Source organism: Rhodopirellula sp. UH5 (assembly GCF_056839225.1).
Genome location: NZ_CM166390.1, coordinates 6,553,271 through 6,569,949, shown reverse-complemented (window position 1 = coordinate 6,569,949; position 16,679 = coordinate 6,553,271). Strand labels below are relative to the sequence as shown.

The 16,679-nt window shown below is 58.3% G+C and carries 12 protein-coding genes; 7 read left to right on the top strand and 5 right to left on the bottom strand.

All coding sequences use genetic code 11. From position 1 onward, the window contains the following. Positions 1–42: 42 nt before the first annotated feature. Entirely contained in the window at positions 43–690 is a 648-nt protein-coding gene (locus UH5x_RS23435; protein WP_482633872.1) for a hypothetical protein, read from the bottom strand. Beyond that, positions 683–2,299: a hypothetical protein gene (locus UH5x_RS23430; RefSeq protein ID WP_482633871.1), complete on the bottom strand. Its 1,617-nt coding sequence runs from the start codon at positions 2,297–2,299 to the stop codon at positions 683–685. Before UH5x_RS23430 ends, UH5x_RS23435 begins: the two co-directional genes overlap by 8 nt. A gap of 231 nt (positions 2,300–2,530) precedes the next feature. Between UH5x_RS23430 and UH5x_RS23425 the strand changes: the two genes are divergently transcribed. The 5 genes from UH5x_RS23425 to UH5x_RS23405 all read left to right on the top strand — a co-directional run bounded on the left by UH5x_RS23425 (position 2,531) and on the right by UH5x_RS23405 (position 8,420). Beyond that, positions 2,531–4,057, top strand: a complete 1,527-nt coding sequence (locus UH5x_RS23425) for a hypothetical protein (protein WP_482633870.1) — start codon at positions 2,531–2,533, stop codon at positions 4,055–4,057. Positions 4,058–4,113: 56 nt separating this feature from the next. Further along, a complete protein-coding gene (locus UH5x_RS23420) occupies positions 4,114–4,833 on the top strand; it encodes a zinc ribbon domain-containing protein (protein ID WP_482633869.1) in 720 nt (239 codons plus the stop codon). 199 nt (positions 4,834–5,032) lie between these two features. Continuing rightward, positions 5,033–6,055 (top strand): putative zinc-binding metallopeptidase, encoded by a 1,023-nt coding sequence (locus tag UH5x_RS23415; RefSeq protein WP_047813106.1) that lies wholly within the window; start codon positions 5,033–5,035, stop codon positions 6,053–6,055. A gap of 180 nt (positions 6,056–6,235) precedes the next feature. After that, on the top strand, positions 6,236–7,261 hold the full coding sequence (locus tag UH5x_RS23410; protein ID WP_047813107.1) for a D-alanine--D-alanine ligase family protein: 1,026 nt from the start codon (positions 6,236–6,238) through the stop codon (positions 7,259–7,261). 424 nt (positions 7,262–7,685) lie between these two features. Then, on the top strand, positions 7,686–8,420 hold the full coding sequence (locus UH5x_RS23405) for a hypothetical protein (protein WP_047813156.1): 735 nt from the start codon (positions 7,686–7,688) through the stop codon (positions 8,418–8,420). A 58-nt stretch (positions 8,421–8,478) separates the two neighbouring features. Here UH5x_RS23405 and UH5x_RS23400 read toward each other — a convergent pair whose 3' ends face one another. Both UH5x_RS23400 and acs read right to left on the bottom strand, forming a co-directional pair. After that, positions 8,479–10,788: a protein kinase domain-containing protein gene (locus UH5x_RS23400; protein ID WP_482633868.1), complete on the bottom strand. Its 2,310-nt coding sequence runs from the start codon at positions 10,786–10,788 to the stop codon at positions 8,479–8,481. A gap of 70 nt (positions 10,789–10,858) precedes the next feature. Beyond that, positions 10,859–12,874, bottom strand: coding sequence for an acetate--CoA ligase (gene acs, locus UH5x_RS23395; protein WP_482633867.1), 2,016 nt, complete (start codon positions 12,872–12,874; stop codon positions 10,859–10,861). A 224-nt stretch (positions 12,875–13,098) separates the two neighbouring features. On the opposite strand from acs, the gene asnS reads away from it, so the two are divergent. Together asnS and gluQRS are read left to right on the top strand one after the other, a co-directional pair. Continuing rightward, entirely contained in the window at positions 13,099–14,499 is a 1,401-nt protein-coding gene (gene asnS, locus UH5x_RS23390; protein ID WP_449314164.1) for an asparagine--tRNA ligase, read from the top strand. Continuing rightward, positions 14,499–15,485: a tRNA glutamyl-Q(34) synthetase GluQRS gene (gluQRS, locus tag UH5x_RS23385; RefSeq protein ID WP_482633866.1), complete on the top strand. Its 987-nt coding sequence runs from the start codon at positions 14,499–14,501 to the stop codon at positions 15,483–15,485. The genes asnS and gluQRS overlap by 1 nt, the downstream gene beginning before the upstream one ends. Positions 15,486–15,628: 143 nt before the next feature. Here gluQRS and acuI read toward each other — a convergent pair whose 3' ends face one another. Next, positions 15,629–16,609, bottom strand: coding sequence for an acrylyl-CoA reductase (NADPH) (gene acuI / locus UH5x_RS23380; RefSeq protein ID WP_482633865.1), 981 nt, complete (start codon positions 16,607–16,609; stop codon positions 15,629–15,631). Between the last annotated feature and the right edge of the window lie 70 nt (positions 16,610–16,679).

The following is a 16,679-nucleotide window of genomic DNA, read 5'->3' as shown; positions in this document are numbered from 1 at the left end:
ATTCCTAATGGTGAAAATGGTGTGAGCCGACGTGGCGTCGGCTCACTTCAGCCGCATTCTTGTGCTGGTTGCGACCAGATCGTCTTCTTCGAGCACGGAACGCTGCAGGCCATACAACGAGATCCGCAGTTTCAAACCAATCCATTTGTCGTTTGAGCCTGCAGGCTCCAAGGCCAAACTCTCGACCGTCATCAACCACCGCTGGCGGTTGATTTTCTCCGTCACTTCCATCACCGCATCCAACGAGCCATCCGCGACCAAAGTCAACGAGTGCGAATGCAGCTCAAAGTCCGATTCCATGTCCATCTCTGGCAACCGTCGATTGTGCGGGTTGTCTCCTCGACTGGCCCATCGACGCCGCTGCCCATCGTCAATTTCCAAACTACGCAACGTCGCGTTTCCCTGTCGAACGATACCGATCACGGTGTCGCGAACCTGTTGAATTCGGTCTGGCGTGGTGGAACGCTCCAACAGTTGCTGGCGTTCATCCGCCAGTGTCGTTTCGATTCGTTGCAACCGCACATCACGCGACTGCAGCGTGTCAAATTCTTCTTCCAGCTTTGACAGTTCACGCTGACCAGCACGAAGCTCCCTGTACTCATCGACCAGTGGCTTTCCGATCACTATCAATGCAAGGAAACTTCCAGCCGCGACGATCCCCCGGATTAGCCGGTCATTCGGTTTATTCATGGGATGCCCCTTGACCCAGATCCGTCGCGGAACGATCGGGACGCATCCCCAACCGAATCTGAAAATTCAAACCGTCATCGTCCGCGCTGGCGGTCGTCCCCAGCAACGCGACTTGGTCGATTTCAGGCACACGTCGGACGTAGCTGATCACGTCATAAATGTCGTTTTCCTGCGCCGTCCATCCTTCCAAATGAATTTGCCGATCGGAATCCAACACCATCGATCGCAAACGGGTTTGAGCGGGCAAGCACTGCGCCATTTGCGTGACCAGCTGCTCGACCTGTGGCGAGAACGTTTTGGATTCAATCGTTTGCAAATGCGTGACGATTTCCCGCATCTCACGCACGCCGGCCATTCGGACTTGGGTTTGCCGCATTTGCGTTTCGACAAACTCTCGTTTTTGCAGCTGCCGATCGGCGCGGGACCGCTCGTTGGCCACCATCGCAAACCCGAACAACAACAAACACGCGGCCGCCGCGACGGGCCAAGCGGTCCCCGTCATTCGTCGCAAAAACGATTTGCCACGATCCCGCCGGATCTCTTGCAGCAAATCAGGTTTGGGCATCTCGTGGTTGCTGATCAACGGCAACACCGCTGCCATCACAGCGACCGTGTCACTCGCCGCCAACGGTACGTCACAAGCGATTTTGTCATGGTCGTCATCGGAAACGTTCTTGTACCGATCAATCTTCCATGACGCGGAACTCAAATCGATGGCGGACACGGAGAGCTTGGAATCATTCGCGAAGTGGCGGACAACAGGATTCACTTTGTCGACGCCGCCCCCGACAAACAGTTGATCCAACTGGTGGTCGGACATCCCGCGATGACGCTGACAAAATCGCTGCAATCGCTCGAGGTGATGATCGATCACATCCGCGAACTCACTGCCATCTCGGGTCGCTGCCGGACGATAGTCCAACAACAATCGTCCCTCGAATGAAATCCCCACTTCCCACGACTGACCAAACGAATCGGCAATCAACACAGGTGCGTGTCGGTCCAACCCCAACCACCCCGTCAGTCGGGCCAAGCTGACCAACGAAGGTTCCAACCAAGCGATCTCGACATCGCACATTCGAAACACTTCGTACAGATTTTTCAGACGCACTCGGTTGCCCACCGCTGTCAGTGCGTGCTCCATCCCCGGACCGATTGTCTCGCGCGTGTGCCCCGTGACTTTCCCGCCCGGCCCCAACTGCAAATAGCGAGGGATGCGTCCCGCCAGGGCGGACAGATCGCGGTCCACATCTTCCACCGTCCCCACCGAAATTCGCGTGACGCAGAAGTCTCCGCTGAGCGAGATGGCCACTGGATCATCACCAATTTGATGGCGCTGTTTCAAAGTCGCCAGCGCTTCCGCCATTTCAGCCCAACGCCCACTGTTGATCCAACCTTTGGAATCGGAACAGCGGATTTGATCGACGATCATTTCGTCGGCGGGTTCGTTCAGTTGCATCGCCTCGGCCGAGTGACTGGCGATGCACAACATCAATCGATCGTCTTCAATTCGCAACGCGACACGTCGATCGTTCGACGGTCCGTTCGCCGATCGCCCCAAGGGCCACCGCCGAGCACGTTCGTTCAATTTGGTTGCAGAGCGATTCATATGCTCGTGCCAACGGCATTCACGCCAGGAAGACTGAGCCTAAAACCGCACCAGGTGGAAAGATTCCACCTGCTTTCGGTTGACCGACCAGGTCTTGGCCGCATTACCGAACAGAACGGCAGCCTCGTGTTGGCAAAGTGTTACGATAACAACAGTCGATTCAATTGCTTGGCTGGTAACATCCCTGCCTCCACCGGGCATCTCCATGATCTGAAATCGGACCATCTCCTCATGACTTCTTCTCTTCCCATCGGTTCGAAATCGAGCGGCGACGCTGTGGTTTGCATGAACCAACCTTCGAACCGTCGTCGCCATCTTTTCGGACGACCGCAAACTCGCGTCGCTGTGCTGTTGATCGCCAGCTTGCTTTTCAGCTTGTTCGCTGCCCCCTCTGCCTCGGCCCAGAACGGATCGTTCCTGGAAAGCTTGTTCCGATCGATCGCCGAACAGAAGCTGCAAGAGGAAATGTCGAAACGCGAAGCGGATCGTGGAGGACGACCGCCCGCCCCCGCACCTCGCCCGGCACCACGGCCTGGAGAATTCCCCGCCGGCCCCCTCGGCCCAGCCACGCCTGGAAACCGCCCCCCACCGTCTTCGAACCATCCCCGCGACGACCATCGCCACGATGGGCCGCAGACGATTCGCACGTCCTCCCGAGAGGTTCGACAGTTCGCCGAACAGTTGATTCAGATGGATCGTGAATTGGCGGAACTCAAGGAAGCCCTCCAAGCCTTGTCGCGACGTGACGCTGGCGTTCGTGCTTTGCTGCCGGAGACCTATCAGGTTCAAGCCCTCACGCGAACCGTGCTTCATCAATGCGATGGAGCCAACTCGCTCGCGCCACTGCATGATCCCTATCGCAGTTTGGACCAACGTTGGCGGGAACTTTCTTTCCAAGTTCGCTCGTTGCCGAATCGTTCCGATCAACTGCGAGCGATTGTTGCCAGTTGTGATCAAACCGGCCGCCAGTTGTCACGCCAAATGGGAATCGAAGCCCAATTTGATCGCCATGGTTTGCACGATCAAATGCTCATCGCCGCGACTTACATGCAAGCTCTGCTGGATGACGTCGAGACCGCTCGGGTGCCATCGGATCAGGCGCGCGACTTGGTGCACCGAGGCCGATTGCTTCGCGAAGTGATCCTGGAAGAAGCTGACCGGGCGGAGACGGTTCAGTACGACGTGATCGTCAGCCGCTTCACTGATTTCGTGGCTCGCTGGCAAGACTACGCCAATGAATTGGCCTCCCTCCGCGACCCGGTGCTGGACCGTCGTCTGGCTCGCATCGCTCAATGCGGCGACCAAACCTACGCTTTGTTGTGGATGCCACCGCCGTCTCGTCCGACGTTGCCTGGTGGTGGTTCACGGCAAGACGAACTGTCCCCTCGGACACGACAAGCTCTGCTGTCCGAAGCCGCGTCGCTAGAAGGATCCGCCGAGTACTTTCGAGCTGACTTGAAACGCTACGCACGGTACCTGACGCCAGACTCTTACGAGCGAGAGGTTCTTCGGGGCACGGACCGACTTTACGAACTGGCCAAAAAGCTGCACGAGGACTTGGATCGCCGCCAGCCGTTGGATCGATTGCAACGCACCGTGTCCGAACTGGCAGAGACCTGGGAAGATCTGGCAAATGAGATCGGTCACATTGACTCGCATGGTCTGACCGGTCGCCGCGCCGATGCGATCCGACAGCGATTTGAGCAAATGCTGCCAATGGTCGGTTCCTTGTCCGCCGCTTTGCTGCCGACTCGCTAATCGACGTTTGTGTTTTCCTGTTCTCATTCGCCTCCATTTCAGTCTGACTCGCGCCCATGAGCCACCGTTCCGTTCGCTGCCCGCAGTGCAAAACCACCGCCAACGTTCCCGCGTCGGTGGTGACCGCTCGCTGCCCCTCCTGCAGCCATGTGTTCAGCGTGGACTCAGCCCAAGTCGTGGAGGCACCGCAGACGACACCCGCGAAACCGAAGAAAAACAAGTCTTCCTCGGCGAGTGGTGACCTGAACGTGCCGCTTCTCGCGGGGGTACTGGGAGGCGTGTTGATGTTCGCAATGGTTGGCGTGTTGGCCGTGATGTTGACGTCGGATTCCGAATCGTCCGATTCCTCCCCCCCCAACGATTCCCAGGCATCGGATGCGGCACCGTCAGAGAGTGACCAACCGGTCCTCGTCGTGCTCAGCGAAGCCGAACTCGCGGCGCTCCCGATCGCGAATGTTCCCGAAAGCAAACGCCGTTTGATTTACGATCAAATCCGAGCCTCGGCCCGGACGACGCTCGAGGCCCCGCTGCTGGTTCCTGACGGAAATCCTCTGCGAGCTTCCCTGGAAAAGAACCAACAGGCCATCCACGACAACTCGATGCGGCAGTTGGCCGCGTTGCACGATGTGCCACTGAACGACATGGCATTGATCACCGCCGAAGGCGATGCCAAAAACTGGGACCCCAGCCCACGCAGTCACGCTCGACGCAATGGCGAGCGACTCTATCCCGAGGAACGCAGTCGGGGCTGGAAGGGAAAGAGCAAAGGCAATTAGAAATGGTCGGCAACAACCGCTCAGCGCAACCGGCCGATTGTGTTTCACGAATTGTCTTTCGCGAACCTTTGAACTCGCATCTGCCAAGAACGCAAATACACTGAGCGACGACCGATGGAACGTCATCAGGAAATGTCTCGGCGGCACGTTCCTGAGTGGCCACTCTCGCAACGGATTCGACTCTTAGCACCACGGATTGATGGCGAAACGAAAACCGGATCTCGATTCTCTCTCAGACGAGCAATTGCTCGATCTGCGGATGTGTGACCTGGGTGTCACAATCGCCAATTCGCCGCTGAAGAAACGGATCGAGCAACTCAATGCCGAACTGGCTGACCGCGATCTCCGATTCACTCCCCACTGTTGGTTAAGTGAGGATTGGTTCTCACCCGATGAAATCCCTGGGATCGCCATTCCGTTTTACTTGGCGCATCCCCGACTGATGCGACTGGAACGAAAACAGTTGCTGGAGGTCGAAGGTGGCACTCACGAATGGTGCATGAAGATTTTGCGGCACGAGGCTGGGCATGCGATCGACACCGCATTCCGGTTGCGACGCAAGGCCATCTACCGCAACACATTCGGCAAAACCTCGCTGCCTTACCCAGAATACTATCAGCCCAAACCGTCGAGCCGCGATCACGTTTTGCACCTCGACATGTGGTACGCTCAAGTCCACCCTTTGGAGGACTTTGCCGAGACATTCGCAGTCTGGCTGCGTCCCGGTTCACGCTGGCGAACTCGCTACAAAGACTGGCCAGCGATCGAAAAGTTGAAGATGGTGAACGAACTCATGACGTCGCTACAGGGCAAGAAGCCGCCGGTGCAATGCCGAGCGACCTTGGATCCGATCAGCCGCATTCGCAGAACCTTGCGGACGCACTACGAGCGGAAACGCCAGCACTACGGGTTGGATCTCCCCAGCGTTTACGACAATGATTTGCGGCGTCTCTTTTCGTCCGACGATGGCCATCGCCGCAATGTCACCGCGGCCGCATTCCTCAGCCGCATCCGCACTGAACTGCGTGGCTCGGTCGCGAAATGGACCGGTGAATACGCCTACACAATCGATCAAGTCATCCAGGAAATGATCGAACGCTGCCGCGAACTGCAACTTCGTCTGGGAGCCTCGCCGGAAGATACCAAACGGGATGCGATGATCTTGGTCGCCGTCCGCACGACGAACTTCCTGCACGAAGGGGGTCACCGTGCTGCGGTCTAGAGCAAGTGAACCCGGCTCCCAATTCTTGGGCCACCCCAACCGCCTCGTCGAGGGTTCAGCATCGGATCCAGCGCGTAAACCTCCCCGGCTCGAAGCAGGGAGACCCTCCCCAAGGGAGGATGAAGCGAGGGGAGGCCCGAGCATGAGCTCGGCAACCGCCCTCACCGCAGGAGACCACAGATGAGCAAATTGCGTGTGCTGGTGTTGGTCCGCGAAGGCAATGTTCCTCCCGATTCACTGGAAGGCTTCACCGACAAAGAATCCGACCCTTGGAAAGCCGAATACGATGTCTGCGAGACCCTCCGTGGACTCGGGCATGAGGTGCTGCCGCTGGGGATCTTTGATGACCTGGCCCCCATTCGTGCGGCCCTGCAGAACTTCCAACCCGACATCACTTACATGTTGTTGGAAGAGTTCTACGGTGTGGTCACCTACGATTTCGCCGTGATCAGTTATCTGGAATTGATGCAGCAACCGTACAGCGGCTGCAACCCGCGTGGATTGATGCTCAGCAAAGACAAAGCATTGTCGAAAAAGTTGCTGATGTACCACCGAATCCCGACCCCGCGTTTCGCGGTGTTCCCCAATGGCCGAGCCGTCCGACGCCCTAAGAAGCTGGAATTCCCGCTCTTTGTGAAGTCCACCATCGAGGACGCGTCCTTCGGAATCGCCCAAGCCTCGATCGTTCACAACGACGAAGCCCTCGCCGAACGAGTCACCTTCCTGCACGAGAAAACGGGCGGCGACGTGATCGTGGAACAGTACATCGAAGGCCGTGAACTGTACGTCGGTGTGATGGGCAACACACGTTTGGTCACGTTCCCCGCATGGGAAATGGACTTTGGCAAAATGCCGGACGAGTCGGCGCGAATCGCCACCAGCCGAGTGAAGTGGGACCGCAAATACCAAGAGAAACATGACATCACCTGCCACGCCGCGGAAGGCTTGACCGACACCCAACAAAAGCACATCGCCAAGCTCTGCAAACGAGTTTACCGAGCGCTTCACATGAGTGGATACGCTCGCATGGATTTGCGGATGACACCTTCCGGCGAGGTCCACGTGATCGAAGCCAACGCGAATCCCAACATCGAATACGGGGAAGACTTCGCCGAGTCAGCCGCCGCAGCAGGCATCCCGTACGAGTCGTTGATCCAGCGCATTCTCAACCTCGGTCTCAGCTACCGAGCCGCCTGGATGGGCTGAGCCTGGGCTGATAAAGATGAAATCAACCAGGCGGTTTGGGCGGTTTCCGACGAATGGTATTGATACGGTGTTTGTCGCGATTGAAAAAGTGAAAGTGCAAATTGACAATTGTAAAATGCTGGAATGCGTGGATGAGATCGCATCAATTTGCATTTTTTAATTGTCAATTCAACTTTTTCAATGAGTTGCATTCGGTTCGCACACTTACCACCCTGCCAACCTATTCATCAGCCCAGGGTGAGCCCCTGATCCGTCGGCGAGACCCTGAAATCGTCCCCGGTGGCCTTTTCCAAGCTTGCCTAACCAGACCCTCCTGGATGCAGATGGATTCTGGTGCCCATTGTTCCGATGGGAACCATTGGATGGATCGGATCACCGCCAACGCACGTCGCTCGACGGGCCAAGCCAGGAAGGGTCTCAGGCAATGCCTCTGAAGAAGCTGTGGAATTCTCTGCGTGGAGTCACTTCTCAACCGAAGGTGACTTCCGAGGCAACCCCTGCGGTCACCTCGCCGGACGCTGACGCACCACCCCAACCGGTCGTGCGTTCCAAGTCAGCCAAGAAGCTCGCTGCGAAAGCATCGGCTGCTGTGGCACAACCGGTCGCCGCCCCGACGGTGCCAGTCACCGCTCCAGCACCGGCTCCCACCGCGAAAGCGAAACCCGCCGCCACGTCGCGAGGCGTGCTGTCGATGCTGTCTCGTGGTGAGCACGATGGGCTGGTCAAAATGCTGACCAAGCAACAGCCAGCCAGCGTGTTGGAAATCGGCGTCGGTGATGGCTCGCGCACACCCGCGGTGGTGCATGCCTTGGCCGAAGCCAACCCGGCGCTGAAGTACGCGGTGATCGACCAGTTTGAGATGGTGGGCGGCACGCTAAAACTTCGGGACTTCCACGGTCAATTGGCTGGGCTCGCGATTCGTCCATCGATCATCCCTGAATCCGCCGCTCGCGGTGTGGTGACGGTCCTGCATCGATTGGGAATGATGGACGCCGTGATCCTCGATCCATCGCTGGACGCTGAAACCTTGCTTGGGCTCGAAGCCGTGCTGAGCAAGGTCTCTTACGCTGACACGATGATCCTGCGTCAAACCAACGGCAAATGGCAAGCCACGGCTTCGAACTCGCCCACGTTGCGAGCCACTCGCCGAGCCGCCTGAATCTCGGCCGCTTGATTCTCGAAACTCGCTCCCGGCGAGGGTCACTTCCCCGGCTCGATCAACGAGTCAGGGCGGTGTCATCCAGCGTCGGATTCTTGGTCTGGCCCGGCTGCGTTCGCGCGGCTTGATCGAACTCATTGGCCCACCAATCGGCGGACTTGGCCTGGGTCCAGCGCCCGGCCTCAGGCAGTGATTCGAGTGCCGCGGTGCAATCGGCCACGGACTTGAAACGCTTGGATGCGGAACGGTCCAAGCATTTCATCAAGATATCTTGCAGCTCGTTTGGCAACGAACGATTGAGCCGATCCTGGGGCCGCGGGGGGACCTGTTCGAGCTGTTTCAAACACAGATCGATGACCGAGTCACCTTCGAAGATCGGGCGTCCAGTCAGCAACGCGTAGCCGACCGAACCGATCGAATAAATGTCCGCGCGAGGCGACGCCGAAGCCGGGTCGCGAATCGTTTCGGGTGCCATGTAAAGCGGGGTGCCGGTCATCGAATCGGCGCGGGTCATGCCTTCGTGCAGCGTCAAACTGGAATCGCCTCCCAGGTCTTTGACCAACCCAAAATCCAACACCTTGATATGGTCCCAAAGCCCACCGTGGGCACTGACCAGAATGTTGGCTGGTTTGATGTCGCGGTGAATCAGCCCTGTGCTGTGGGCTTCCGCGATCGAACCACAAATCTGCAACAAAAAGTGGACGGTTCGCTCCGGCGATTGAGGCCCGTAGTAATCGATCAATTGCTGAAGTGAAATCCCATCGATGTATTCCATCACATAATAAAACGTCCCCTCGGGATCGATGACATCCCCGATTCGCGAATTGCCAATCTGGGATTCTCCCGTCGCGGCACTGCACTGTCCAAAGTCGTAGATCGCGATGGTATTGGGGTGACGCAGCGTTGATGTCAGCTGGACTTCGCGATGAAAGCGGGCCACCGAACGCGCCGACAATCGCTCGCCCTCGAGCACCTTGATCGCAACATCACGACGCAAATACTCGTGGCGTCCTCGGTAGACCGACCCCATCCCGCCGACCCCCAACAGTTCCAAGATTCGGTACTGACCGATCTGACGGCCATCCCCCTCCTCTTTCAACTGCCTCTGTTTGCGAACCGCTCGGTGCCGCGAATAAGCAATCAAACTCAATGCCATTCCGACGGAGATCACCCCACCGGCCAGCGTCGAGATCAGAACCCCGCGCAGGATCCTGGCTGGTTGATACGCCTCGGCCACATCGATCTCGGTCGCGACGGCCAAGTCAAATTCGGGCAACCACTTCCAAGCCCCCACCACCGTCGCCCCGCGATAGTTTCGATAGCCTTCCAGATCCATCCCGTCGGCGCGCCGGGTCGCCTGATCCGCCATCCGCGTCAAAGGCAATTTCTGGGCCGGTGTTGAGTTCATCTCGCCGGCAAGAATGTCCGATCCTGGGTCACGCACTTGATAGTTCAGCACGCTGCGTTCGGGGAAACCCTTTTGAGCCAATTGGACTTCAAACCGACTGGTCGACAACATCCGGCCTTGGCCATCCATTGCATAGGACTCATCCGTTTCACCAGATCGAGTGATTTGCAACAGATCACTGAATCGATCGTCTGCTTCCATCATCCACCCGAACGCGCCGATGCATTGGTTGCGGTCCATCAAGGGCGACATCGAAACCATGATTGCGGTCTCATTGTCGTGGCCCTTCAACCGCTGAGGTTTCGCCAGTGTCGGATGACCTCCGATCAATCGCTCTTGGTTGACTTTGGAATACTCGATCGTCAGCCCCACCATCTCGTCCAGACTGCTGGCCACGATGCCTCCACTGCGATCCATCAACACCCAGTGAACCGTCCCGATCAGCGGCGGAATGGTCGTCAACAGATCCCGCTGGATGGACTCGCGTGCGTCGGGGGACGGCGGGTCCTCGCCACGCAGCAACTGCAAACTGAGCTGACGGACGCGTTCGTCGTGAGCGTAGCGTTCCGATTCGCCTAGCAAATCGGAAAACATCATTTCCAGCGAATTCACGTTGGCAGCCAGAACCGACTGCATGGAATGAGCGACCAAGTTCTCGGTCGCTCGCTGAATGGCCGAGGCCAAGATCGCCCCGGCAAAGCACGCGGCCAACAAGATCACCAGCAGAGAAACCCCCGTCGCAACGCGACGACGAGTGAACCAAGGCACGTCCCGCGACAATTGCTGCGGGTGATTTCCCGAATGCGGTCCATTGGCCCCATCAGTGCTGTTTCCAAACATAGACGAGAGCGTCTTCGCACCCCCGGCTACCCACGGACGACCGTGCCCATTGGCCAGCGCCCCGTCCACGGACCGGCCGTTCGAATGCGGCGTGTCAACGGATTTCGGGTCACCTGGCATGGAGCATGCATCGGTTCGCTCAGGAACCGATCTCGTGGAATCAAAGAAGTGGGGTCAGGGCCCCACCACTCTAGTCTTCCTCTCGCAATTTCGCGAGCGAGGAAAGGTCTTCCAGCGTCGATGTGTCACCCACCAATTCGCGGCCAGCGGCCACATCCCGCAACAACCGTCGCATGATTTTGCCGCTGCGAGTCTTGGGCAATGCCGCCGTGAACCGAATGTCATCGGGCTGAGCCAATGCACCGATTTGTTTCCGCACATGCAGCTTCAATTCCTTGCGGAATTCATCGTCGTGACCGCGATCGTTGGAAGTCACGAAGGCTGCGATGGCCTGGCCCTTCAAGTCGTGGGGACGCCCCACCACAGCAGCTTCACACACGTCCGGATGAGAAACCAAGGCCGACTCGACTTCGATCGTGCTCAGACGGTGCCCAGAAACATTGATCACATCGTCGATGCGTCCCATGATCCAGTAGTACCCATCGGTGTCACAACGCGCGTTGTCGCCCGTCAGATACTTGCCCGGGACATCGGTCCAGTACTGCTCAACAAATCGTTCTTCGTCGCCGTAGATCCCACGCAGCATCCCAGGCCAGGGTTGAGCGATGCAGAGCTTGCCGCCGTGTTCGCTGTCAACCGAGTTGCCCAGTTCATCCACAATGCTGGGCACAACGCCCGGCAACGGCCGGGTGCAGGACCCCGGTTTGGTGGGTGTGATCCCTGGCAGAGGACTCATCATGATGCCGCCGGTTTCGGTCTGCCACCACGTGTCGACGATCGGGCATTTCTCGCCGCCAATTTTCTTGTGGTACCACATCCAAGCCTCGGGGTTGATGCCTTCCCCAACGCTTCCCAGCAATCGCAGGCTGGACAAATCGTGCTTGTCGACGTGTTCGTCGCCCCACTTGATGAAGGCCCGAACGGCGGTCGGTGCGGTGTACAGCACGCTGACTTTGTGCCGCTCAACAATGTCCCAGAACCGATCTTCGGCGGGGAAATTGGGGGCTCCTTCGTACATCAAGCACGTCGCCCCAGCCGACAACGGCCCGTACACGACGTAGCTGTGCCCCGTGATCCAGCCGCAATCAGCGGTGCACCAGTAAACGTCGTCTTCGCGATGGTCAAACACCCACTGGAATGTCCGCTTCGCCCACAAGTTGTATCCCGCGGTGGTGTGCAGGATGCCTTTGGGTTTCCCGGTGCTGCCGGAGGTGTACAGGATGAACAGCGGTGTTTCGCTGTCGAGCGGCTGAGCTGGCATCTCGCCCGGCTGATTCTCCACGACGTCGTGCCACCACAAGTCGCGACCTTCCTGCATGGGTGCCTCTTCCCCGGTGCGTCGCAGCACCAAGCATTTTTCAACCGTGGGCGATTTCTCGAGCGCTTCATCGACCGTCACCTTGAGGGGCAGCACTTTCCCGCGGCGATACAGCCCATCCGAGGTGATGACCAGCTTGGCGGAGGCATCGTTGTTTCGATCCGCAATCGACTCCGCACTGAATCCCGCAAAGATCACCGAGTGAATCGCTCCGATTCGTGCACAGGCCAGCATGGCGACCGCGAGTTCAGGCGTCATCGGCATGTAGATGCTGACGACGTCGCCAAGGCCGATGCCCAATTGCGTCAACCCTTCGGCACACTTTGCGACCTCGGTCTGCAATTCCGCATAGGTCAGCGTCCGTTGATCACACGGCTGGCCGTCTTCCATCGGCTCGCCTTCCCAAATGATGGCGGTCCGATCACCGCGGCCGGCGGCCACGTGAGCGTCGACGCTGTTGTAACAAGCGTTGGTTTTGCCACCGACAAACCACTTCGCATGAGGGGGTTGCCAATCACACACCGTGTCAAACGGTTCGAACCAATGCAAATGCTCCAGTGCTTCCGCTCGCCAAAATTCGTCGGGGTTGGCGCGAGCGGCGGCGGCCAACTTCTCGTATTGTTCTTCGGTCGAAATCACCGCTTGGGATGTGAACTCGGCCGGAGGATGAAACAGGCGATCTTCGATCAATACGTGATCAATCGACCCCGACGCATCTGCTGGCTGGGATGGATTGGAATTGGATTCAGACGCGGACGCGGTGGGCATGGGTCAGGAAGGGGGCAATCGAGGACGGGGGAGGGAAACACGTCAGCCCTTAGTTTAGTGGGAATCGCTTCCGTTGTGGTGGAGGCGTCCCCAGACCAATTCGCTACGATACAACACGATCGAATCACAAAGACCCCAATACGCTGTTGTCTGCCGCACTCACGGCCCAAAACCACGTTTTGATTTTTGTGTTGGATTCCCTGTTTGTCTCCTCCCAACGCTCGATGATTGCCCCCATGGACTGGACCACGATTGATGCCTGCCGCACCTGCACCGAGTTGCCTCGCCCAGTCGAAATTCGCGGCTGGATCCGAACACGACGCGACAGCAAAGGCGGTTTCAGCTTCTTGGAAGTCAACGACGGCACGTCCCTGGGAAACCTGCAGGTCGTTGCCCCCGCCGAACTGGACAACTACGCCGAAGAGATTCAAAAGCTGACGGCCGGCTGCAGCGTGGTCGTTCAAGGTGAGCTGGTTGAATCCCCCGCCAAAGGCCAATCGACCGAAATGCACGCCAGCTCCGTTCGTGTCGTCGGATGGTGCGATGGAGAAACCTACCCGCTGCAAAAGAAACGGCACTCCTTCGAAAAGCTCCGCGAGTGGTCGCACCTGCGAGCTCGGACGAACACCCTGGGCGCTGTGATGCGGGTTCGCAATCGGATCAGCCAATCGATCCACCGCTTCTTCGACGACGAAGGCTTCAACTACCTGCACACACCGATCATCACGGCCAGTGACTGCGAAGGTGCCGGCGAAATGTTTCGTGTCACGACGCTGAACCTGGAAAAACTGGCTGGTTCGAATCGCCCCTTCGACACCAAACAAGATTTCTTCCAAAAGCCAACCCACCTGACCGTCAGCGGCCAATTGGAAGCCGAGACCTACGCGACGGCACTGTCTCGTGTGTACACCTTCGGCCCCACCTTCCGGGCCGAAAACAGCAACACGTCGCGGCACCTGGCCGAGTTTTGGATGGTCGAACCCGAAGCCGCGTTTTATGATCTCCAGGACAACATGCGTTTGGCGGAACGTTTTCTCAAACGCGTCTTCTCAGATTGCCTCTCGCACTGTGGCGAAGACATGGAATTCTTCAACGAGCGCATCGAAAAGGGCAAGATCGATCAACTGCAGTCCGTGATCGAAAAACCGTTCGAACACATGACCTACACCGACGCGGTCGAGCGTTTGCTCGCTTGCGATGAAAAATTTGAATACCCGGTCGAGTGGGGAACGGACCTGCAAGCCGAACACGAGCGTTACTTGACCAGCGTGGTCGGCGGCCCAGTCATCCTGACGGACTACCCTTCCTCGATCAAACCGTTTTATATGCGAGTCAGCGAGGACGGAAAAACGGTCGCCGCGATGGATGTGTTGGTCCCCGGCGTCGGCGAAATCATCGGCGGCTCCCAACGCGAAGAACGACTCGATGTGCTGCAGCGCCGCATGGCCGAAGGCGGCTTGGACGAATCCGAATACTGGTGGTACGTCGACCTGCGTCGATACGGCACCGTGCCGCATGCTGGTTTCGGCTTGGGACTGGAACGCGCCGTCCAGTACGTCACCGGCATGGCCAACATTCGCGACGTCATCCCATTCCCGCGCACACCCGGCAACGCCGAATTCTGATGTCCAGTGCCGTCTGCCGATTGGCACCTTCCCCGACGGGAGCACAACACCTCGGCAACGCGAGAACATTCCTGATCGCGTACTGGAGTGCTCGGTCCCAAAACGCTCGCTTGATGCTGCGGATCGAGGACATCGATTCGCCTCGCATCAAGCCCTGGGCAACCACACAAGCCATCACGGACCTGAACTGGCTGGGGATGGACTGGGACGGTGACCCGATCATCCAAACCGAGCGTTCGACGCTGTACGATCAAGCCCGCAACCAGTTGATGGAAGCAGGCCGTGTGTACCCGTGCACCTGCACTCGCCGCGACATCGAAGCCGCCGCTTCAGCCCCGCATGAAAGCACCGCCTCGGGATGGACGCCCGATGCCCCGGTCTATCCCGGCACCTGTGCGGGCTGGAAAAACGGTGACCCGTTGCCGGAAGACAAACCGTTCTGCTTTCGCTTTCGAATGCACGCGAAGCCCGATCGTTTCTTTGATCGAGTCCACGGCGAAGTCACCTGCGATCCCATTCGAGACATCGGCGACTTTCCCATCACACGAAAAGCCGAAACAGCAGCAGACTGCTTGGCGGCGTATCAACTCGCGGTCGTAATCGATGACATCGACGCAGGGGTCACGGAAGTGGTTCGCGGCGACGACTTGATCCTCAGCACCTTTCGACAGCTTCAACTCTACGAAGCACTGGGACATTCCCCACCCAGCCACGCGCACGTGCCACTGGTCACCGGCACCGACGGTCGCCGGCTCGCCAAACGTCACGGCGACACACGTCTGTCACATTTTCGCGAACAAGGCATGACACCTGAAACGATCGTCCGCTGGGCCGCGAAAACATCGGGACTGTGCCCCGATTCGGATGACTCGCTGAAAGACATGACGCTCGATCAAATTCACCAAAAACTGATCGGTCAATTCGACTGGGTTCACATCCGTCGTCAACCAACCGTCGTCGATGACTTCGGTTCAGCCATCGACTGATCCCTGCACGAGTTGTCGAGTGGTCTGTCACAGCCAAAAGTGAGGGTTGATCGTAGTGGACGAGGCCACGAGTCCTTGGATTTGACGCCAGTTCAGGACTCGTGGCCTCGTCCACGACCCTAAAAACAAGTCCTGACAGACGGCTAGGCTTGAACGGAGACGACCACACGCCCACGATGATCGCTACCGTGCCAATTCTTGGCGGTCTCGATCACGTCGTCCAGCTTGATCTCGTTGATCATCGTTTCCAGCTTGCCGAGGTCCAAATCGCGGACCAAACGCTGCCAGGCTTCCGAGCGTCGAGGCTGCTTGCACTGGACACTGTCGATGCCAGCCAACGTCACCCCACGCAGGATGAACGGAGCCACGGTGGCGGGAAAATCCATTCCACCGGCCAGCCCGCACGCGGTCACGACGCCGTCGTACTTGGTCGACGCACAAAGGTTCGCCAGCGTGTGACTGCCGACGACATCGACCGCGCCCGCCCAACGCTCTTTGCCAAGCGGTTTGCCGGGCTGCGAAAAATCGGATCGCGGCAGGACTTCGTCGGCCCCCAGCTCTTTCAAATAGCCCGCTGTTTCCGGGCGTCCCGATACCGCAGCGACCTCGTACCCCAATTTCGATAGCAAGCTGATCGCAACGCTGCCGACACCTCCGCCCGCACCGGTCACCAAGATCGGGCCTTGCTCAGGCGTGACACCGCCTCGTTCCAATGCCATCACGCACAGCATCGCAGTGAAACCTGCCGTCCCGATCGCCATCGATTGACGCAGTGACAACCCTTCTGGCAACGGCACCAACCAATCCCCGGGCACACGTGCCAATTCTGTATACCCGCCCCAGTGGGCTTCGCCAATTCCGTAGCCGGTCACCAAGACCTCTTGCCCGACTTGGTAGCGTTCATCGTCGCTGGATTCGATCACCCCAGCCAAATCGATCCCTGGCACCATTGGGAACGATCGAATCACCGGCACTTCTCCGGTGATCGCAAGCACATCCTTGTAGTTGAAGCTGGACCAATGCACTCGAATGGTCACGTCTCCCTCGGGCAACTGTTGCTCATCGATTTCCTGCAACATTGCGGTCAAGTCCTTGTCGTTCTTCGTGACCAAGACGCCTCGCATGGCTGTGTTCCTGTGGTTGTGGGGGAGATGATCACAAACTCTAGCAATGCAGATTCTCCCCCGACATCCG